General features: G+C 38.5%; 8 protein-coding genes and 1 pseudogene. 2 read left to right on the top strand and 7 right to left on the bottom strand.

Features of this window, described 5'->3' with window-relative positions; genetic code table 11:
- The first annotated feature begins 207 nt into the window (after positions 1-207).
- Entirely contained in the window at positions 208-837 is a 630-nt protein-coding gene (locus tag FC85_RS02750) for a helix-turn-helix transcriptional regulator (protein WP_057864034.1), read from the top strand.
- A 158-nt stretch (positions 838-995) separates the two neighbouring features.
- Here the strand turns inward: FC85_RS02750 and FC85_RS16055 are convergent, their stop codons facing one another.
- The 5 genes and pseudogenes from FC85_RS16055 to FC85_RS02725 form a co-directional block, all read right to left on the bottom strand.
- Positions 996-3,098 carry a DUF5776 domain-containing protein gene (locus tag FC85_RS16055; protein WP_225427575.1) on the bottom strand — a complete coding sequence of 701 codons (2,103 nt, stop codon included), beginning with the start codon at positions 3,096-3,098 and terminating at the stop codon, positions 996-998.
- Positions 3,099-3,501: 403 nt separating this feature from the next.
- Positions 3,502-3,978 (bottom strand): annotated as a pseudogene (locus FC85_RS16290) (DUF5776 domain-containing protein); the annotation flags it as partial.
- A 2,474-nt stretch (positions 3,979-6,452) separates the two neighbouring features.
- Positions 6,453-8,453 (bottom strand): DUF5776 domain-containing protein, encoded by a 2,001-nt coding sequence (locus FC85_RS15385; RefSeq protein ID WP_147008521.1) that lies wholly within the window; start codon positions 8,451-8,453, stop codon positions 6,453-6,455.
- A gap of 307 nt (positions 8,454-8,760) precedes the next feature.
- On the bottom strand, positions 8,761-9,735 hold the full coding sequence (locus tag FC85_RS02730; protein WP_225427576.1) for a serine hydrolase domain-containing protein: 975 nt from the start codon (positions 9,733-9,735) through the stop codon (positions 8,761-8,763).
- Positions 9,736-9,834: 99 nt separating this feature from the next.
- On the bottom strand, positions 9,835-10,899 hold the full coding sequence (locus tag FC85_RS02725) for a hypothetical protein (RefSeq protein WP_057864032.1): 1,065 nt from the start codon (positions 10,897-10,899) through the stop codon (positions 9,835-9,837).
- Between the two features lie 1,091 nt (positions 10,900-11,990).
- On the opposite strand from FC85_RS02725, the gene FC85_RS02720 reads away from it, so the two are divergent.
- Positions 11,991-13,346 carry an MFS transporter gene (locus FC85_RS02720; RefSeq protein ID WP_057864031.1) on the top strand — a complete coding sequence of 452 codons (1,356 nt, stop codon included), beginning with the start codon at positions 11,991-11,993 and terminating at the stop codon, positions 13,344-13,346.
- A gap of 124 nt (positions 13,347-13,470) precedes the next feature.
- On the opposite strand, the gene FC85_RS15945 is transcribed toward FC85_RS02720, so the two are convergent.
- Positions 13,471-15,126, bottom strand: coding sequence for a DUF5776 domain-containing protein (locus FC85_RS15945; RefSeq protein WP_057864030.1), 1,656 nt, complete (start codon positions 15,124-15,126; stop codon positions 13,471-13,473).
- 189 nt (positions 15,127-15,315) lie between these two features.
- On the bottom strand, positions 15,316-17,397 hold the full coding sequence (locus FC85_RS16050; protein ID WP_225427577.1) for a DUF5776 domain-containing protein: 2,082 nt from the start codon (positions 17,395-17,397) through the stop codon (positions 15,316-15,318).
- Between the last annotated feature and the right edge of the window lie 258 nt (positions 17,398-17,655).

Raw genomic sequence — 17,655 nt, 5'->3', positions numbered from 1 at the left:
GTATTAATAATGCAAGGACGTTTTAAAAGAACGTTTCTCTCTGTGAGCGCTAAATACTTTTCCAATACCATTTTGCTGCCACAAAAAAATATTTTAATTAACTTATCTAAAACCAATAAGACGTTTTACTTAAATCATTTTATGGTATGATGAATTTGTGATTTATCCTATTATGGATAATTTAATCTAAAATATGGAGCGATGACGTTGGAATTAACCCCGCGACAGGAACAAATTATTAGTATTGTTAAAACAGCTCAGCCAATCACCAGCAAAAAGATTGCCGACAAACTTCAGCTCAGTATGCCGACAATTCGAACAGATTTAAGACTTTTAACGGCGTTTGGAATTCTGGATGCCAAGCCTAAAATTGGTTACACATATGATGAATCACCCAAGAAAGTTTTGAACTACCAGCAATTGTTTGAAACACCCATTTCAGAGATTCTCCAAAAACCAACTGAAATTGAAGAAGCCGCTACGTTAACTGAAGCTGTTAACACGCTCTTTATTGAAGATGTTGGGTCACTTTACGTGGTCGATAATCATCTTCATCTAGTGGGATTGATTTCCCGCAAAGATTTGTTGCGAGCAACATTAAACAATACAAACGCCTCATTAACGCTTGCAAGCACGGTGATGACACGTATGCCCAATATTTTTACCGTAACACCAGATATGCCAATCATCGATGCAGGCAAATTATTATTAGATCGAAAAGTTGATTCGCTACCGGTTGTTGCTAAAAATGACCACAAAAAGGTTGTTGGCAAGATTACTAAAAATCGGATTTTCCAACATTTTATTACAATTGGGCTAAGCGATAAGAACTCGTAACAGCAGCGATTATCACTAGCAGCACATTTGCGACCTTTCCGACTAAGTTTTTAAATTCCTTGATCAATCAATTTAAATCTCAAAATTCAAAAAGAAGGATTCCGGCAATTTTTGTCGAAATCCTTCTTTTGATATTCATTCGAAGAGTTGTGAAAATTCTAATAGTTACCCGCAATAACTAACTTCTTATTGGCGGTAACAAAGTGGCCATTGCTTAACTGATAACGAGTAGTTAAATTATGCTTAACCAACTTCTTAACGGTTAAACGAACCCCCTTCTTGTAGTGCTTAGCTTTACCAGTTAAGTTAGCTGACTTGTAAGTATTGATGCCTTTACGAGAAATGACCGTAATCTTCTTCGACTTTGGTACACTTGCGTAATAAACAGGTACCACATACTTCCGACTAGCGGTGATATAACCCTTCTTGCCAGCTGTTTTACGACCATGGTTAACATCACGTACTTTGTATCTTAAAGCACCATTAGCAGCACGCTTATAACCAGTGACCACAAACATTGGTCGATTGACTCGCTTTTGTTTTGGATACCAAGCAATTCGCTTGCTCTTGGTAAAGTTGGTACTCTTATACAAACCGATCTTCTTGGTAGCATAAACGGCTTCACCTTTAACAGCAATATTAGGACCTACTGAAGTAGATGGCTTCGTTGTCGTGGTTGGTGTAGAACTGCTTGAACTAGATGTTGATGAAGAAGAACCGGTAGTTGTACTACTGCTAGAGGAACCAGTAGTATCTGATGGAGTTGTAGTTGTACCACCACCAGAGTTATTTCCAACAATAACATGAATCGTCTTCTTAAATGTCACTTTATTACCGTTTGTATATGTAAACGGATAGTTATAAGTGATATCGAATGAGCCGGTTTGATTAGTATTCAATGTTCCATCGGCATTCAATGGTCGAGTGCTTGTAACAGTTGGTTTTGCGTTAGGCAATAGCTCTTGGTACGTTTGTTGTGGATTCCAGATTTTGACATTATCCATTGGATTCCACTTTGCACCAGGATTAAGAAATAGTTGATCCTGATCGTTAATTCCATTGACATCAATAACTTTAACAATTTGCATGCCATAGTTGCTAATGCCATCCATATTTCCCCAGTCACCCTCACTAGTTGAACCGGAATCATTGATCTTATTCATATAGCTCCAAGCATAGTATGGAAAGATCGTTCCAAGCTTATCATTGTAGGGTGCCGCATAACCATTATTTTGAAATGTCTGAACCAAATTATTACCATTGATATCTTTTATTGTTTGGTAATTAAGGAAGAAATTACCACCACCGGTATATATATACGGAAAATCATTGTTTTTTGGATCGTATCCGCCAAAGTCATTAACAACAGTATCATCTGGTTTGATAACCGGCATTAAGTTTTGAATATCGGCTGCATGATAATATTTTGCAGGCTTATCATTAGTTCGATAAGTAACCACATATTTATTGGTACCGTTAATGCCAAGTTGCTTGTAAGCATTGACACCACGTGCAAATCTCACATGATCGACATAATACCCATTAGATTGATTATTAATGGTGACTGAGTTAAATTTTGCGCCATTAAGCAAATCATCCAATTCAATATTTTCAGGATCTATCAACTTTAAAGGAACGTCTAATTGATAATGTTCCTGACTTTGTAAAGTACCACCAACACTGATTTTACCAAGATCTTGTAAATCTGCAGCAGTAACATTTTCTTGCGGAATATAATATTTAGTAAACGAAGAATATTTTACGTCTAATCCCTGAGTAGTGCTACCAGCAGTGGGAGTAGCAATTTTGTCGCTACCATAAACCGGCCAGTTTGTATTTACCGTAGGTTTACCGCGCCAAAATTGCGGTAAACATAAATCAATAGAAAATTTCATTGGTTTGTTAGAATCATTTTTAATTAATAGATGTTCATACAAAGAACTTGGATCCTTTGTATAATCGTCAAGGTTCAAAATCGAATTAGGATTACTCCCAGTCGTTGGTCCAGTATAATTAGAATCCTGACCAGCCAAACTAAACCAAGATGTAAAATACTGTTGTGGCTGAGTCTGTCCATCACTCGAAACATTTGTCACCATATCTCTTTGCGGATTTTTCCCATTGTAAACAGCTGGTACACCCGATGTGTCGTCTGCACTAGCAGTTGTTGCTACCGCAGTCGCTCCAAACGTAAAAAAAGTCGCGGACAATAAAGCAATTTTAAATAAATGCTTTAATCCGCGATGTGTATCTGTACTCAAATAAATCACTCCCCCGAATAATTTTTAGCACCCCTTATACTGACGTGCCATTACAGTACAAGAATAGCATATATATATATCAATGTATAAATACAACAAGGATAATCATTTAAATAACAATGTCTGATCGCTACAATCTGATAAAGCATGTCATCAAATATGCGTTATTTTAGCGGCAATTAATCTTCTCAATTACAAAAGTTATCATGTTCTCGTGAAATGGACTTAGTAATAAACAGGCACCACATCCGACTTATCTTCAGTCTAAGATGTGGTGCCTGTTTAAATTAAAAATATATTGGTTGCTGATTATTTCTCAACAAAGCAATTTTAAAACTCTCCACGATATTTTTGAATACCATTTTATCTATTGAATCAACAAGATAATCAAGTTTATCTCGGTTTAATAATTCCCTTGAATGATCAGTTTCTTGTTTGCAGTAACGTAATAACCATTGCTTAATTGATAGCGAGTGGTTAAATTATGTTTAACCAACTTCTTAACAGTCAAACGAACCCCCTTCTTATAGTGCTTAGCTTTGCCAGTTAAGTTAGCTGACTTGTAAGTGTTGATGCCTTTAGGAGAGATGACCGTAATCTTCTTAGATTTTGGAACACTCGCATAGTAAACAGGAACCACGTACTTCCGACTAGCAGTGATATAGCCTTTCTTACCAGCGGTCTTGCGACCATGGTTGACATCGCGAACTTTATATTTCAAAGCGCCATTAGCAGCACGCTTATAACCAGTGACCACGAACATTGGCCGGTTAACCCGCTTTTGCTTAGGATACCAAGCAATTCGATTAGCTTTAGTAAACTTGGTATTCTTATACAAGCCAATCTTCTTGGTAGCATAAACGGCTTCACCTTTAACGGCAATATTAGGACCTACTGAAGTGGAAGGCTTGGTTGTAGTTGTCGTTGAATTGTTGCCACTGTTTGGTTTTGAAGGTGTGGCAGGACCAATCGGCGTAGATGGGCTACCATTAGTTGAGCTACCGTCATTTGTGGATGGTGTTGGCGTTGGTGTAACGCCTGGTACTGGTTTAATAAATACACCTTTACCACTAAAAATCAGATGAACTGATTTATCAAAGAAAGTCGCAATTCGATTCTTTCCAGCAGTTGTCAGTGCCACATTATATTGCTCTCCAGCCACAGGTTTAGTGACAGCATTACCATCATCATCCTCTAGCTGAAGGTCACCGTTAACTGGCGTATACGCAGCATGAGTAGGGTCACCAGTGAAGGTAACTTTATAATCACTAGGATCTAACGCGTTTTTATTATTTGACGAACCCGTTAAACTAGCAACAACTGTATTTTTAGCAGGTGCTACATAAGTAAAGTAAGCATCATTGATGGCGGAATCAATCGTTACATTCCCGGCCACATTTCGAATAGCTTGTTCAACTTTAGCTTTCCCTGAATTGTTTAAAATAACTTTATAGACCTGACCAGGTCGCATTTGATCGGGATTAAGATTACCATTATTATCTTCAATATCTAAATCAGCTGCGGACAAATTATTAACCGTAAACGTATGCGGATTATTGGCACTATCCCGATACATCACATTGACATAGTATTCAGCTGGGTTTAAGGAAAAACCAGTTGTGCTTCCCTTTAGTACATAGGAATTTGGCGTTAATACTGTCAGATTAACCGTCTTGGAAACGTACTGGGTCTCATTACTACCCCGGAATGTTGCATCAGGGACTTTAAAGGTAACTGGATAAACACCAGCCTTATTTGTATTAACTGGATTACTGTCACTTTGAATGACCTGTAATTTGTGAGCGACAGCTGTATCAAAATCGGTGATTGTTGAAGATTTAGTTGTCCATTTTTCAAACCCTATGCTAGGATCAAATTTATCTCCAACATGAATGGTCCAATTCTTAGCATCAAGGACCTTTCTTAGAGAGACATAACTCGCGTAATTATTCGGAATTAAAGGCAGTGGATTTCCCTGCTCGTCAATAAACGATGTTGGGTTATCACTTGAATTATTCGGCCGACTATAAGTATAGTACGGAAGCATGACGTTATCGGTTGGATTATTATTCACATATTCCATTGACCAACCAAATTGAGAAACGGTTTTAAAAATCGGTCGATTATTAATGTAAAACACACCAGTGTTAAAAGCTGGAATTGTTGCTTGATTGGCTGCCGCTTTCTCATAACCAACATTAAACGGATCAAAAATGATTGGATTATCCGTTGACGTTGGGACTAGTGACTGAGCATCGTCAGGTAACACTTGATATATTCGATGTTGCGGATCTGATGACAACATTTTAGTTACTAAGTATGGCTTATTGGCCACCGTATTCCTAATATCTTTAACGAAGGTCGGTTGCAGAACAGGATTTGCATAATCGCCATTATAACTAAATTGTGACACTGTAACATTAGTAAAGTCCTTATTGTTAGGATCCGTTACAGTCAATGGAATCTTAAGCGAAATGGAATCATTGTTTGCAAGATCGCTTCCGTGAGAGCCATCGGGTGTATTGATTTGGATAGAAAAACCACTATTCCAGTTATCACTTTCTAGTTTATTCCAATCGTCATCAGTTGACGAATGAAATGTATATAAATTACCGCCAACCCTAATTCGAACCGTTCCCACTTTACCGGTCAATGTTTTGGCATCCGAAATGACTGCTTTTTTATCCGCATCATTGATATAAACACCATTAGTAGCTGACAAATTGGACAAACCAATCATTTGATTAACCGTTTGTGGAGAACCGGAATCATTGTGAATCACCAAATTGGCTGAAAACTTCTTGCTATTGGTACTCTCCCACCGATTATAATCAATGGGTAAATTAGTCGTCCCCATCGAAGACGTTGGAAAACCTTCCCCCGTCTGATTACCAGCGGCATCCTCGCTAGCCAGTGTTACAGTCGCTTTTATACCTGAATTAACGACAAATTGATCACCGTTATTGTAAAACGGTCCATTATAACCAGCAGCATGTGCTGATAAACTCATAAAACTAATGCTGATAATGAAAGTCATCAATACCCTGATAATCAACGTCGTGTTTTTCCTTTTTAAACACACAATATTATCCCCCTACTAAATTATTTGCGTTGGCACAGTAACGTAAGCTCTGATTAACCCATCTTCTAAAAAAACATAACGCTGCTGTTCAATGACTTTTTAATAAAAATTCTAACAAGATTATGCGTTTAAGCATATTCTTGTCAAACTTGTTTAACTTGAAAAAATGTCAATATTGTAAGGAGCAAACTCATTCTCAACGCAAAAAGTATTCCAACAATTTTTTGTCAGAATCCTTTTTAGGTTAACCTATTAATGAAGCTTTGTGACGCTTAATAATTACCAGCAATAACTAATTTCTTATTGGTGGTAACAAAGTGGCCATTGCTTAATTGATAACGAGTGGTCAAATTATGCTTAACCAACTTCTTAACAGTTAAACGAACCCCCTTCTTATAATGCTTGGCTTTGCCAGTTAAATTAGCTGACTTGTAAGTATTGACACCTTTAGGAGAGATGACCGTGATCTTCTTAGATTTTGGAACACTTGCATAGTAAACAGGAACCACATACTTCCGACTAGCGGTGATATAGCCTGTCTTACCAGCCGTCTTGCGACCATGGTTCACATCGCGGACCTTATATCTCAAAGCACCATTAGCAGCACGTTTGTAACCAGTGACCACAAACATTGGACGGTTAACCCGCTTTTGCTTAGGATACCAAGCGATTCGATTAGCTTTGGTAAACTTGATATTCTTATACAAGCCAATCTTCTTGGTGGCATAAACCGCTTCACCTTTTACAGCAATGTTACTGCCTCCATTAGAAACAGATGTTGAAGGCTTAGTGGTTGTAGTTGTTGAAGTCGAGCCAGTATTTGTTGAATTATTCGAATTATTATTGACGTCACCTGTCGAACCATTATTTGTGGTGTTTGATGTGGTTGAGCCGGTCGTTCCACCTGTATTGCCACCAGTTGCACTGCCTTTACCAACAACAACGGTAATGGTCTTTGAAACTTTATCTGGCGTATAAGTATAGGTCACTTGGTAAGTACCATCTTTAGTCATATCTGTCGGGGCACCTGCCACTGTCACATCGGCGTTTGGCAAACTGATTTGGCTGCCATCATGAGCATAAACAGTTACATCAGAATAAGGATTCCATTTTGCGCCAATCGGCAGTGTAACATTATCATGATTGGCTTTGATAACCTGTCGTAATTCAACAGGAATTGTGCCGTAACCATCTTTTCCGTAAAGATCAAACTCTTTAAATTCATTATTTGTAGACGGATAATAAACGTCTTTTGCTGCACTTCCAACGTTAAAATAGGCATAATATTTGGATAAATTCTCATTTGACGGTAGTACTGAATACCCACTATTACGGACAGCCTCCTGAATTCGATCTAGTTGAAGAAAATATTTACCACCCGTGTACCACTGACTATCGCTGGCATTCTGATAATCAGTTGGGTCATTGCCTGAAAGAAAATTATTGATTTTAATGTCATTCTTGTTCATTTGTGGCATTAGTTGCTGAATATCATTAGGAAGTAATATTGCTCGCTTTGTTGAATCCCTGCTGTACGCAACATAACGACCAGTGCTATCCAATGGGCTTGTGCCATCACTGTCCCGAACAACATTGCCGAATCTAGCGTACGTGTATGCATCATAAGAACCAGTACTATCGTAAAAATACATGTCCATTTCTATAGATGGTGTATTAATATTAATTGTAGCTGCCTCTGAAATGGCAAGTGGTAACTTAAGTTTCAAATCCTGATGTGCCTTCAAGTCTCCTTGTACGTGAAAACTTGTTATTTCCCGAGAGCTGTTTTCCTTAGGGAAAAATGCTATCCCTTGATCAGGACTATCTTCATTCGGAGCTTCTGTTATCCCTTGCTCCGCAAACTGTTCTTTCCAGTTTGCACCCAAAACAAATGTATCGCTAAACGCTGTTGGCAACATGATTGAAAAGTTTACATGTTGAGATGTGCTCTGATGATTAATCAGCTCAACACCTTGACTGACCGTTGCCGAATTTATCTGTTTAGTATCAATAATCGCATTACTATTAGGCTGATGCGAATTTGAAACTGCAAAGGGACCTGATTGCCCATTTACCTCTAACCACGTTGTATACGAAACATTGTCAGTCGTTGGCCAAGTCTGACTAGTATCAAATCCCTTATTAGTATATATAGCCGGGTCATCTGCACTAGCAGTTGTCGCCAGGGATGTCGCTCCAAACATAAAAAAAGTTGCGGATAACAAAGCAATTTTAAATAAATGCTTTAATCCGCGATGCGTATCTATACTCAAATAAACCACTCCCCCAATAAAATTTAGCACTTTATAACTACAGTACTATTACAATTTCATAATAGCATATATATATATCAATGCATCAATACATTAAAGGTAATTGTTTACATCTAAACAATAACAGTTTATAGTCACGGTCTACTTAGCTGTAATTAACTTATGCGTTTACCCTACTCGCAATTGATCTTTTCAATTACGAAGATTATCAATTTCTCGTAAATTAGATTCACCGAACAATAATGGCATGCCTTTCTGGAAAGTAGGCATGCCATTGTTAATAATTATTTATTATTTTCGTTACCCTTCAATCAGTCGTCTTAACAATCTCCTTAATCTGTTCCGCCAATCCCTTCAATGTGTTCGTCGGTTCGGGTTTAACATGCTGATTGGTAAACAGAATGACCCCGTTTTGATTATCCTCATCCATGTCCATGCCATTTTCATAACTCGTATTTGAAAGTGTTCCCCGAACCCACTTTTGATTATCATCCTCATGATACAAGCCACCATGATAACCATTATTACCAAGTGATGTGTGCCCTGAATAGGCTAAATAGTTGTAATCATCCTTAATCAGAATTTGGCCGTCTTCAAGTCCCTGCTGAATTTTTAGATAGTCTTCAGGGGTGCTGTATAGATTGCCTGCGCCAACCACCGATGATAACAAGGCCTGGGATGGAAATGCCGGATCTTGATTATCCTGTTTGCCATCTGAATGAGCACTTTCAGCCACAACCGCGTTATTGGGCTTCTGATCCCAGAAGAATGTATGCTTCAGGCCCAATTTTTGGATGATCCGAGTGTTCACCAGTTGCTCGTAGCTCTGATTGGCAATTTTCTTTAAAATACCTGCCAAAATTGTATAGTTGGCATTGGTATAATCAAATTTCTGTTCCGGCTGCCCTGATTTCAGATTATCAATCGTATATTGAATGGCGTCATCTTCACTCAAGACATTTGGCGGTGTTAATTCATCCATATCAATTCCTGAAACGTGATCCAATAAATCACGCATGGTAATTTTATCGGCATTCGGAATCTTTGGGAAATAATCACTCAGCATTTCTTTCTGATTTAACTTTGAATGAGTTTCATTCACTAACTGGGTAAAAATCGCCCCGGTAATCACCTTCTGCAACGAAGCCAACGGGAAAACAACATTCTCATCGGCATTTTTTACGGCACTTGTTGCATTGCCGACATTAATCGAATGTGACTGCCCGTTCTTAACGATAGCCACTCGGCCTGAAATGTGTTGTCCTTGCAAAAGTGGAGTCACCTTACTGTCGATGGCTGCCCACTTATCACCCGGTTGGCCGGAAGAAGACCCTGCCGACTGGCTGGTTGAAGTACTTGAACTCGTCGATTGAACAACTGGCTAATTAACTGTAACGGTTTTCACCGGAGTCTGAACAGTGACCGTCTTGGGAGCTTCCTGACTTTGATTTTGACTTTCCAGTATTGTTTGCCCAACCACTCGGCCATTGATTAATTGAAAATCACTACCAGACTTCGTGATTTTTCCAGTTGATGAGGAGCTAATTGCTTTCTTTTGGGACAAAAACGCGTTAAATAGCCTTTGAGCCACAACTTGGGGATCCCCTGATAAATCAGCATGGTAGCCAATCGTTTGGACATTATTTTTCAAATCTTCCTGTGATAACTGGTTTCCCAGCAAACTGTCATAATGATCCTCAAGGTTTTGGTAATTCGACTCGGTTGGCTTTTGGTAATAAGGCTTGAAACTTGCCAGCATTTTCTTGGCTGCAGTCGAAATAGCGGAGTCAGATTGTGAATTAGTAGCATTGTTAGTCTTTAAATCATTTTGAAGTAACTCGTCAAATGCTTGGCTAACTTTTGAAAGTTGACTATCCGACTCAGGGGTATTCTTCAGTAATTTGCGAATATTATTTGGTAAGGCACTCACTGATAACCAGCCGCTTTCATGCCGACTACCTTTGGAAATCGTCAAATAAACCAGTGAATGACGATCAGTTGTTTGGCTTGCTGAATTGATTTTCACATGATAGTTCCCTGGTTTGACTGTACTAATCTTTTTGGTTTTAGACTGATTCCATAAAGCCTGTGGCCGAGTCACTTGAAGAATAGCTTTAATAGTATTAGGTTTTGAAGAAACTGCCTCAATGCTCAATTGGTGGCTGGGGATGCTTGTTGGATCTGTGGCACTGGGAATGGTGACCTGTGTCGGCTCATAAGTTGTGTTGGTGGTGGCTGAACCGGAATCGCTTGAAGATGACGGGACAGAATTGCCTTCATCAGTGGCACTTGAAGTGGTAGCTGATGTTGTTGCCGCTCGTGAGGTGCCAATATTTGTGATTAATGGTAATGATCCACCGATAACCGTTAGTGAGACGAAAACCAGAAATTGTCGTTTAGCTTGTCGAACCCTCAAAACATGATTGTTTTCCCATTTATGTAACATTCAACAAATACCTCCTGTCAAAGATAACGTCATAATTACTTTGTACAGGGGGTATTATATTAGGTTGGTGTAAATTTGGGGATAATATTGGGATATTAATGTGTAAAATCAACATAAAAGGTTTAGTTCTTTAGGCAAGATTTCAAATGTAAAGAGTTAGTTCATTAACCTAGTGAGCTGTTTTACAGATTTGGTTAACGAATGAGTCGAGAGAATCGTAGCAACTGATAATTGACTTAATTGATCCTATTCTTATATTCTCAAAGTTTTGAAACGATGTTATTTGGTTAATAATAATTCTTCGTTCCCGCTCAATAGAAAATTTCGGGCAAAAATTCAATACTAATTTTACTTGAAGAAAAAAGCCAAGAGTCATACTCTTAGTTGAAAGGTAGGACTCTGCATATTCAGTTAATTGCGTTAGGTTGCTCACTATCAATGCCGATTAGTTACTTATGGCGCTTCATACCGAGAACTTTGGCTGATAAAACCGTCGTTTTATAGTGGGTTGGTTACCTGCTGCTAGGTTGGTTACCTAGATGTTTGTCCATGATTTATGATCTCCTTTCTTGCCGCTACAAGATTGGAGTTACATGCTTGTAAAGACTACTTCTAATTGGAGGTAGCCTTTTTCTTTGGAAAAAAGGAAATTGCACCAAACGCTTTTTGACATCCATTACTGAAAGCGAATATATTTTAGATTAACCATAATTAGCAGACATAGTATACTCTGATCCAGCAATAATTTTTTTCAGTCCTGCTCAGCATCCTTCAACCATAGCTCATATCATGAACTCTATATCTCAAAGCACCATTTGCGACACACTTATATCCCGTTGTCACCGGTAGTGACTTATACTAAATATCAAAATCAATCAGTTAGAAATACATTCAACTCCGCCATTTTCGTCTTTATAATCAACGTTTTTGTCGTAACACAATTATTTGTGATTATCTTAATAATCGGAGTCCAAAAACGCCCTGCTTCTTTTGCAAGATGTTAAAATACAGATGAAAACGGATTCATTGAAGTGCCGCTTCTAGTCTACTGCTTGTTATCGCTGCTTTCAACTCGAAAGAAGGGAAAAATTATGGAAAATAGTTCTAAAAGAACAACCAACCGTTGGCTAATCATTTTCGGCACAATTCTCATTCAAGTGTCCGCTGGTTCATTCTATGCTTGGTCAATCTTTAACAATGGATTTATGTTAAAATCCGGTGGTGTTGTTCAAACGGTCGGTGGGGTTAAAAAGATTGTCGGGGGGCTTCCGGCAGGATCAGTCAGTTTTACATTTACTTTAGGAATGCTTTGTTTGTCATTGGCAACGTTAGCCGGGATTCCACTGGCTAAAAAGTATGGTATCAAAATTATTGCGCTTTGTGCTTCTGTTATTTATGGTCTTGCTATCTTAGGTTTAATGATGATTGGTAAAGGGTCATCAATTTGGATGCTGTGGTTATTTGGCGGTGTTTTACTTGGCGCAATGAACGGTGTGCTTTATTTAACAACGCTTACGAACGCGATTAAATGGTTTCCAGAGAAAAAAGGGTTAATTTCAGGGATTAGTGTTGCCAGTTATGGTCTTGGTTCATTTATTTTTAAATATATTGATATGGCAATTGCCGGTGGTAATGGTGCCATTACAGCCGAAAACATTGATCGGGTCTTGCTTTGGTGGGGAATCCTGGCATTAATCCTGGCCGGCATCGGGTCATTCTTCTTAAAGGATGCACCGGATAATATGGCGGTTCCATCAAGTTCAGATAACGCTAACGAGGTCGATAAAACCAACTTTAAAACTTCTGAAATGCTCCACACATCCCAAGCCTATCTGATGTTTTTCTGCCTGACAACCGCTGTTATGTTTATGGGACTCTTGGGTGCCGCGGTAACTAACATGGCCGCTGCCGGAACTCAAGCTCCAAGTGAAGTCTCGGTTTGGGGTGGTACAAGTGCTGCCGCAACTTTTGTGGCAATCGTTGCCTTGGCTAATACGATTGGCCGATTTATCATGGGTTGGTTATCCGATATCACAGGTCGAAAGACGGTATTTCTCATCACTTTCACCATCCAACTCCTCGCGTTAATCGCACTATTGCTGACAAAACCGGGCGCTATGAGTATGGCAATGATGTATGTTGTTGTTATCGCAATGGCCTTTTGTTTTGGTGGTAATATTACGGTATTCCCAACTTTTGTTTCCGATTATTTTGGACTAAAAAATACGTCACGAAATTATTCTATGATCTATCAAGGATTTGGAATTGGCGCAATTATCGTTGGCTTCTTGATGGCTTCCGGTAACCCTCTAAATCCTCAAAGGGTCGTTCTTTCTAACGGCGCAGTCTTAACGCAAAACTTTAATTTAACTTACTGGGTACTTCTGATTATGGTCATTATTTCATTAGTCATTTTTGCATTTATTAAAAAACCAGTTAAAAAGTAATTAATCTGATACCATTTTTAACAAGTCCAAAGAACAACTTCATAAATAAATCAAACCAAAGAGGATTCCGGCAATATTTGTCAGAATCCTCTTTGATTTGATTTATAAAGATGTCTTGTTCAATCTAATGATTACCCGCAATAACCAATTTCTTATTGGCGGTAACAAAGTGGCCATTGCTTAACTGATAGCGAGTGGTCAAATTGTGTTTAACCAACTTTTTGACGGTTAAACGAACACCCTTCTTGTAATGCTTAACCTTACCAGTCAAACCAGCCGTCTTATAAGCAGTCACACCGTTGGGCGAGATGACTGTCACTTTTTTGGACTTCGGAACACTTGCGTAATAAACGGATACAACGTACTTGGGACTAGCAGTAATATAGCCAGTCCTGCCCGCCGTCTTGCGACCATGGTTAACGTCGCGGACCTTATATCTCAAGACCCCATTAGCCGCTCGTTTATATCCCGTTACCCTAAACATCGGCCGGTTAGCTCGCATTTGCTTTGGATACCAGGCAAGTCGCTGAGATTTTTTGAAGTCAGTACTCTTATATAATCCAATGTTCTTAGTAGAATAAACCACTTCACCTTTAACGGCAGTATTTGATGGAACGTTTGCTGAATTATTCATTGGCACAGTATCAGTAGAGGTTGTTGCGCCCTGCTTTTGTGAGGTTGTAGTTGTTGGCAAGGTAGCCGATGAGGAACCCGTTGTTGTAGAAATATTTGTTGACGACGAATCTGTTCCCGGTGTTACAGCCGTTCCACTACCTGAACCACCACCTGGTGTAACTGCTGGCGTACCAATTGCCAAGTTAAACGTGTAAGTGCGTCCCGTTGGATTATCAGCATCACTAACCGTAACCTTAACGGTCTTACCATTTAGAGATGGATTATCCAATCCAGTTACATTACCGTCTTTATCCACTTTGACAGATGAATCACTTGAACTCCACTGAGAAGTTTGATAGCCATCTGCTTTTAATACGGCTACCTTGGTACCTTTAGGAACGGTAATTGCAGCGGAATTATCAGCCGATACAATTTGCTCGGTTCCATTGTCAAATTTATAACTATAATTTACTGGAGCGCCAAAGTAATAGGTTAAAGGATCTCCTGTTAAATAAGTAGTATCTTTTGGAGAAATTGTTACCTTTACTAAATCGTTTGGATCTTTCAATTGGTCTAACCCAACAATCGTCCCCACGGGGTTTTTGGTGTCTTGTAATTTATCATTAGCAACTGTGACTCCAGTCGGTGTTATCTCTGATACGTTAACGGTAAATAATTTCCCGAGATCAGCATCAGTAGCCACACCCAATCCTTCTTTAATGGCCTCAAGAGCATTTATTGTTTTAGAACCAATTCCCATTTGGATACCTGTTGCATACTTTTGCATAAACCCATATTCTGAACCAATCTGCCCGTAAAAATTCATCTGAGTTCCCAGTGGTATTTTAATTGGACTTTTTATACTGTTATTATCGTAATTTGATTGTGGCAAGAGGATACTGTCATATGGTGTCAAACCAGAAGGCAAGGTTGGATTATTAAGCCCATAAGATGCTGTCGTTGGCATCCCATTCACATCTGCCGTCCAGCTTGACATCCAATCAATATCTTTAAGATTAAACGTTGTTGCCGCTTTAGCAGTAACAGACTGATCAAGCATAGGAACTCCAATTTCCAGATACATTCCACCAAGCATTAAACCACTGGCAAGTCCAACTAGCATAGCTGATTTTATTAAATTTAATTTTCTCACATTGTTTCTCATCGATATAGTTCTCCCCCCTGAAATCCGATTATCAATAAATAGGTCTCACAATCTATCGCACTAATAGTATCACTTTAATTTGCAATTAGATAACATAGTGTTGTGTTCATAAAATGAAGGTTTGATTTTATCCATTTCTAAAACAAACGATCCCACCAACCATTAAGTTGATGAGATCATTTTTAGCTCCTATTTATAAGCACGAACATATTTTGTATTGGCAGTAATATACCCACCAGCTACTCGATAACGTAAAACACCGTGCTTCGTAACATTATTACTTTGAGAATAATCATATCCGTAAACTTTTAATGCCCGATTCTTTGCAATCGCATGATTCTTTTTGGTGAAGTTAGCATTGCTGTACCGATTAACTGTTCGTTTAGTTTTAACTGATTTCACTTGTTGGTGACGCCCCATATTAACCAATTTCCGGTTAGCGGTAATATAGTCGCCATTGGTTAAAACGTATCGAGTGGTGAGATTATGCGACACAATTCGTTTAACATGTAAGACCGTCCCCTGTCGATAATTTCTAGCTTTCTTGGTCAAGTTAGCTTTACGATAAGCGTTCACGCCCCGTGGATTAATCACGGTAACGGTTGAATGCTTGGCAGCATAATAAACTGGACACACATACTTCTGACTGGCGGTAATGTATCCCGTCTTACCATTCGTCTTAGAAGTGTGATTAACGTCTTGAACTCGGTATTTCAAAGCCCCATTGTCAGATCGCTTATAGCCGGTAACAACAAACATTGGCCGATAAACTCTTGGCTTCTTCGTATACCAGGCACTTCGCTTAGTAGCTGAGAACTTGGTTGACTTGTACAGGCCAATCTTGTTGATGGGGTAAACTACCGTTCCCTTTGCAGCTGCATAACTTGGCAAGCTGGTATTGTTTGAAGAACTGGACGATGAAGATGGAGTTGGCGTACTTGGACTAGTACTGGAAGTTGAAGATGATGATGAATTTGAAGTAGTACTAGAGGTTGAATCGTTCGGCACTGCTGACGTATTTGTTGTCGATGGAGTTGCTGGTGTAGTTGATGTTGGTGAATCCTTGTTATACCAAAAAGTAATCGCTTGTGGTATCGTGTCGAGTTTGATATCTCTAATTACATTTCCATTTCTATATTTTGTAGTACCATTTTGCAGATAGTTATAAACGCTAAACGGCTTGTCAGAAGACTGAATAAGTTCATACAAAGCAAGAGAAAAATTCAGACCAGCATTAGGATCTTTGGTGCCAATTCCAAGTGAAAAAGCCTTTGAAAGGTCAATATAATTTAATAGGGATCTTGTTGGAATTTTTCCAAACAGTTGATCATATTCCTCACTCATCGTTTTAATTTCAGAGTCATTAATATTTACCCCGGGAATGTTCTTAATAGCTGAATTTAATGCATCAATAATTTTTTCTTTTGATACTGTTGCCGTTTGGTATTCAATACTATTAGCTGTTTTTAAAGTGTACCCTTTAATTTCTGGGGCCTTAATATCCCCTAACTCATATTGATATGACTTGTTTTCTCCCAAAACAGTCGGTTTAGCTATGTCATCACCAGTTTTCGAATCCTTGTAGAAAATTCGAACTATTTGTGGATCAGTTACACTTAGATAGTCATTATTTAAATAATTCTCGTTTAGCGTGCCAGATGACGCCTTCAAATGATTCGGATCTATATATCTAATTCGAATAGTTGATTGTATATGATTATCTTTATTTTCCGATTTTGTGCTAATAGACACTGGATTAACCATATACTTTTTTAGAGGGAAAGAAAACGAAGTTCCCAAAGATTTTCCGGCTGAAAATTGATTTAACTTAATGTCACTATTTGGAATAAGTGTGCCGTCAATCGCAATATTGCCTAAAGTGGCAGGCAGACTAGCGATATCTTTTGTTGATGCAAGAACCAGGTAATGATAGAAGGTAACATCATCACTAATTGACGCCTCTGCCTCAGTGTCACCTGTGGAAGCCCACGCTGCATCTATCGAAAGTATATCTTGTATATTCTCGTTTCCCTCTACCATATTTAAGTCGTCGTCAAAATTAAAATTAAGCAATGGATTTTTTTGCCAATTATTCCAATTAACAGGATTGGTAACACTGTTATTGCTGTGAGAATCCTGTGTTTCATCTTGCTCATTACTATCAGCATATACGCTTTGAATAAACAAACTGCCGCTTTTCTGATAAGTACTAAAAAACGGAATCAATGAAAAGCAAATTACTATTGTGATACTCAATAAAATTTTTTTCAATTTATATACCTCCGTTAATTATTAACCATTATTAATCCTAACACTTCATGAGAATTACTTCGCCACGTAATAATCAAATCGTACAGTTAGCCTTAATTAACTTCACCCGCCGATGACAACCAATACAAATTGTTCCGGATTAGCAGTAACCTGAATAACATTCCAACACAAAATTTCGTTTAGAAGTTACTTAAAACGCCTAATTTCAAAAAATTCAACACCCAAATTCTGTGAAATAGTACAAACGTCTTGTTAACT

Source organism: Lentilactobacillus diolivorans DSM 14421, from assembly GCF_001434255.1.
Lineage (GTDB): Bacteria > Bacillota > Bacilli > Lactobacillales > Lactobacillaceae > Lentilactobacillus > Lentilactobacillus diolivorans.
Note: the sequence above shows the minus strand (reverse complement) of the source record. Positions and strands in the feature narration are given on the sequence as shown.

Bases quoted from the DNA above. Each gene is read 5' to 3' on its own strand.
- FC85_RS02725 (WP_057864032.1), bottom strand. From the start codon at position 10,899: ATGTTACATAAATGGGAAAACAATCATGTTTTGAGGGTTCGACAAGCT.
- FC85_RS02720 (WP_057864031.1), top strand. From the start codon at position 11,991: ATGGAAAATAGTTCTAAAAGAACAACCAACCGTTGGCTAATCATTTTC.
- FC85_RS15945 (WP_057864030.1), bottom strand. From the start codon at position 15,126: ATGAGAAACAATGTGAGAAAATTAAATTTAATAAAATCAGCTATGCTA.